The sequence below is a fragment of the Labrys sp. 22185 genome (assembly GCF_052045555.1).
In the GTDB taxonomy this organism is placed as follows: Bacteria; Pseudomonadota; Alphaproteobacteria; order Rhizobiales; family Labraceae; genus Labrys; species Labrys neptuniae.
On the sequence record NZ_JBQEPH010000092.1, the window covers coordinates 1 to 4,886 of the forward strand.

Genomic DNA, 4,886 nt, shown 5'->3' on the forward strand with positions numbered 1-4,886 from the left:
GCGCTTGAGAATGTCGCGATAAATCGCGATCAGGTCGCGCGCCTGGTCCGCGGCGGTGCGTGGCTTGACGGCCAGGGCCGGCGGCGAAGCGAGATAGCGCTCGGGGGAGGCGTTGATCTCTTCGAGCGTACTTAACAAAGGTTCGATCGTGGCGACGTCGAGCACCCAGCCATTGACGCCATGCTCGATGCCCTCTCCGATCGCTCCGCGATCGGAGGCGATCACCCACAGACCGGCGGACGTGGCTTCGCGCGAGACCAGGCCGAAGCTCTCGGGCCAGACCGAGGGCACCAGCAGGACGTCCTGCTGCGCGTAGAGCGTGTGCATGTCTTCCTGTTTGGTCTTGCCGACGAAACGGACCAGCGTCTCGCCCCAACGCGTTTCCAGGACCGGCCCGCCAAAGCGCTGATGATCGACGATCGTCAGTTCGAGATTGGCAAAGCGCCCCTGCTTGAAGGCGGCCTGCACGAGGTGGAAGCCCTTGTGGTGGGTTTCGCCACTGACCTGGACCAGGCGTACCTTGCCACTGGGGGAGCGGGTCTTCCTGACGCGTTCCATCGCCGGCACGCCATTGGGCACCGAACGCGCTGCGGGGTAGCCGGCGCGATGCATGATCTGGGTGAACGCATCCGAGACCCCCAGGATGGCGGCGGAGCGTTCGAGCAGGATGCGCAGGCGACGGCGGCGTTCGAGCGAACGCCCAATCGATTTGCCGAAGGGAGGCCTGGAGGGCAGCGCCTCCTCCGGCTCGACCGGCGCGCCGGTGATATCGGTCAGGAAGTTGTAATCGGAGACCCACCAGCCGTCATGGACGGTGTTGATATAGGGCACGCCTGCCCGGATGCAGGCGGTCATCAGCGAGGCACTCCCCCGCTGCGGGGAATGGATATGCACCAGATCGGGCCGCCAGAATTCCAGCACGCGGGCGAAGAGCTGGCCATAGCGCTCGTTGAAGGGCCGCCACTCCTGGATGTCCTCGATCGGGGAATTGGCCCGGAAGACCGGGATGCCCTTATAGTTCTCGACCCGCAGCTGGTAGGGCTTGCGGTTGTCATTGTCCGACGTCATCACCGCAAAATCACATTCGGTGGCGAAGTTCGAGCCGATGAAGCTGTCGATATTGTCCCTGATGACGCGGGTCGAGCCACCGATGGTCTGCGGCGGAAAGAAGATGTTGAAGAACAGGATGCGCTTCTTGCGCCGGGAAAGCTGCAGCCGGGTGTCGCTGCGATTGAAGGCGGGCGCCAGCAACTCCTTGAACCGTTCGGCATTGCGCTCGAGGCTGTGGAAGCTCACGGCCTTGGCGCGCGCCGCCTCGGCCATGGCCTGACGGCGCTCGGGCGAGCGGATCAGGGCCTCGAGCGCGGTTTCCCACTCCTCGGGCGTACGCGCGAGAAAGGCGTCGACACCGTCTTCGAGCACTTCCTCATAGCGATGGGTGGCGCTGACCACCGAAGGCACGTTGAAGGCGGCGGCCTCCAGCCACTTGATCTCGCTCTTGCCGTTGGTGGTCGGCGCCGGCACGAGCACGGCCATGTTGACGTCGGCTTCGGCCAGCAAGGACCAATAGGACTGCACGTCCTTGGTCCATTCGAGCTGGGTGATACGCTCGCGCACCGCATCGAAACGCTCGTCAAGCGACAGATAGCCCACCACCATCAGGCGCACATTCGGGTGGCGCTCCATCAGGTTCAGCAACGGCCCGCCGACGAGATCGAGGAAGTCGCTGTTATGCGCCTTGGTGCCCGAACCGTAGAACAGCACGACGTCATCGTTGCGCCGCACGCGCGGAATGCGCTGCTGGAAATGGTCGGCGTCATGGCTGTCGATGCCGTTGGGCAGGACGAAGCAGCGGCCAGTGCGCACCAGCTTTTCCATGTAGCCGGCGAGCAGGGTCGTGGAGGCGATGCCATAATCGCACATCGCAAGCGCCGCCCGGAACAGGGGCACCCCCATCTGCAGCGAATGATAGAAGCTCTTGCTGACCGAGGCGCCATAGGTCTCGATCGGCTCGGGATAATGGGTGCCGTCGAAGATCAGGTCATCGATGTCGTAATAGCTGGGGATGCCGAGCGCCCGGCAGATCGAGATCGCCCGGATGTTCGACGGCAGGGCCGGCAGGCGATAGAAGATGGCGGCGCTGGCCCCCGGCATGGCCGTGATGAAGTCATCCACCTCCGCCTGGGTGTAGACTTCCAGCTTGAGGCCGGCCACCTTGGCGATCTCGATCTTCTGGGTCACGCGATATTGCGTGCATTGCCGTAAATCGACATTGGCCAGCATCACCACGCGCTGATCGGGCGTTGCCGGCAGCGGCGGGCCGGGCGGATCGAAGGTGTTCCACCAGCTTGCGATGTCGGCGACCACCTTGGTCATGACATCGTCCGCTTCCTGGCGGCGCTCCTTGGCATAGAGTTCCTCGGCCGCCATCCAGGCTTCCCGGAACGCGGCATCGATGGTCTGGCGCAGCGCCTCGCGCCAACGGATGTCTCCGCCGGAAGCCGTCCTGGTCTGGAGAAGCACCTCCACGGCCTGCTCGGGCTCGCGCAGCTTCAAGGCAGCCTCGATCGCCTTGACGGCGGTCTGGACCTGGATCGAGCCGGCGTCGATGGCCTGGCGATAGAGGGGGAGCGCCTCCTCCCACTTTTCCCGCGCGGCCAGGCAATCGGCCCAGCGCTCCCGTTCCACCGGTCCAAGCGGGCCCTTGCGGTCGAGGAAGGCATAGAGGCTGGCCGCACGGTCGGGATTGCGCACCTTCAAGGCGCCTGCCAGGGCCAGCAGGAAGTCCCGGCCGCCGCTCGGTCCGAGCGGAATCTCATGCGCCGGGATCGCGTCGTTCACGGTGAGATGATAGAGCAGGTCCCAGCGATGCTTGGGCGTCACGCCAGGCCGGCTGCCATAAGCCCGCCAGTCGAACCCGGCCGGATATTCGAGCAAGGCAAGGCCGTGCAGCTTGAGATGTTCGGCGGCATTGCCGGGCACCTTGGCTTTCAGGCCCGTAAACAGCCAATATTGATAGAGTTCGGCCGGCGTCTTGCCGGCCTGCTCCGGATTGGCATCGGCAAAATAGACCGGATCGAAGGCGTGCACGAAGGAGATCGGCGCCAGGCGCTCGAATCCTTCGCGGATCATTGCCTGCAGGGCCTCCTGCTTGTTGGCGGCTTCCCCGACCCAGCGCGAGTTGAGAAGGTTGAACTCCTCAAGATTGAGGAAATGTAGCCAATGGCCATCCTCAAGGCCTTCGCGTTGAGCGATCTGATCGAGTGTCGCCAGATATCCCTCAGAACGGCCAATCATCCGATAATGCTCGAGCAGGGCATCGTCGGGTATACGTGCATCCTTGAAATACAAAGAACGATAAAGGTCTGGATTGAATTGGTAGGGAACCCGCCCTTCCTTGCAGCCATGGACCAAGAAATGCTCAGCCGCCGCATAGGCTGAGCCTATCCCGGCCAAATCTGCATAATTGCCGACATATCCTTTCCAGTCGAAGAGTTCCGGCAGCTTGCCATGCTCTGCTTCCAGACTCGCAATATAACGAGCAACCCCATCCTTACTGTGAAGTCGCCCCTCAGCTGCCCCATGCCTTCGATAATGCGCCTCAGCTTCTGCGCAGGAAAAGCCCAGAAGGTCGCTATGTGCATCCACATAGACGCGCCAATCGAAACCAAATGGGAGCGGTGGGAGATTGCCATTTTCAGATCCCCCTTCCTGCTTGCGACTCCAAGTACCAGCAAACCGCCTACCCTTCTCACCCCGACCAATCCCAAGCAGAAAGTTTACTTTCTTCAACATATCACACCAATTCTACAGAATATACAAGATTATTGAAAGAAATAAATAAATAAATATTAAAAATAAGGAAAAAATTATATAGTTTTTACAAGAAAAATTATCATACCTATTACAATTAACTTCTACTCACATAATACATACTTAAAATTCAATAAATTGATGCATCAAAGTAATCATCCCGCGCTCGCAAACGAAGGAGAAGCCCTCACCACAGGAGCGACTCTTCCTCCAGCACCCGCAGGAGATATCTGCCGTAGCTGCTGTTCTCGACCTTCTTGGCGAGGTGACGCAGTTGATCGGCATCGATCCAGCCGCTGGAAAAGGCGATCTCCTCCGGGCAGGCCAGGCGCACGCCCTGCCGGTGCTCAAGCACGCGCACGAACTCGGCGGCCTGCAGCAGGCTGTCGGGCGTGCCGGTGTCGAGCCAGGCATAGCCCCGCCGCATGCGCTCCACATGCAGGCTGCCCCGCTCCATATAGATGCGGTTGACGTCGGTGATCTCATACTCGCCGCGCGCCGAGGGCTTGATGGTCCGGGCGATGTCGACCACCTCGGCATCGTAGAAATACAGCCCCGTCACCGCCCAGTTGGATTTGGGCTGCCTGGGCTTCTCCTCGATCGAGGTCGCCACCGCCTTCTCGTCGAAGCCGACCACGCCATAGCGCTCGGGATCGGTGACGTGATAGGCGAACACGGTGGCCCCCTCGCGGCGGGAGACGGCCGAGCGCATCAGGCCGGGCAGGCCGGCCCCATAAAACAGATTGTCGCCCAGGATGAGCGCCGAAGGCTCGCCCGCCACGAAATCGGCTCCGATGACGAAGGCCTGGGCCAGGCCGTCCGGGCGCGGCTGCTCGGCATAGCTCAGCTTCAGGCCCCATTGCGAACCATCGCCGAGCATCTTGCGGAACAGCGGCAGATCATGCGGGGTGGAAATCAGCAGGATTTCGCGAATACCCGCCTGCATGAAGGTGCTGAGCGGGTAATAGATCATCGGCTTGTCGTAGATCGGCAGCAACTGCTTGGAGGTGATGCTGGTCATCGGATAGAGCCGGGTGCCACTGCCGCCGGCCAGTATGATACCGCGCATTCTC

3 protein-coding genes are annotated in these 4,886 nt (G+C 61.5%); 1 reads left to right on the forward strand and 2 read right to left on the reverse strand.

Annotated features, from left to right (window positions below; all coding sequences use genetic code 11):
- Nucleotides 1-3,132: glycosyltransferase (locus ACTJKX_RS37780; RefSeq protein WP_440728464.1), on the reverse strand; the 3,132-nt coding region annotated here is incomplete at its 3' end.
- Nucleotides 3,133-3,222: 90 nt separating this feature from the next.
- Between ACTJKX_RS37780 and ACTJKX_RS37785 the strand changes: the two genes are divergently transcribed.
- The gene (locus ACTJKX_RS37785; protein WP_440728465.1) at nt 3,223-3,441 is read left to right on the forward strand and encodes a hypothetical protein; all 219 of its coding nucleotides are present in this window, start codon (nt 3,223-3,225) and stop codon (nt 3,439-3,441) included.
- A 559-nt stretch (nt 3,442-4,000) separates the two neighbouring features.
- Here the strand turns inward: ACTJKX_RS37785 and rfbA are convergent.
- Nucleotides 4,001-4,882, reverse strand: coding sequence for a glucose-1-phosphate thymidylyltransferase RfbA (rfbA, locus tag ACTJKX_RS37790; RefSeq protein WP_440728466.1), 882 nt, complete (start codon nt 4,880-4,882; stop codon nt 4,001-4,003).
- Between the last annotated feature and the right edge of the window lie 4 nt (nt 4,883-4,886).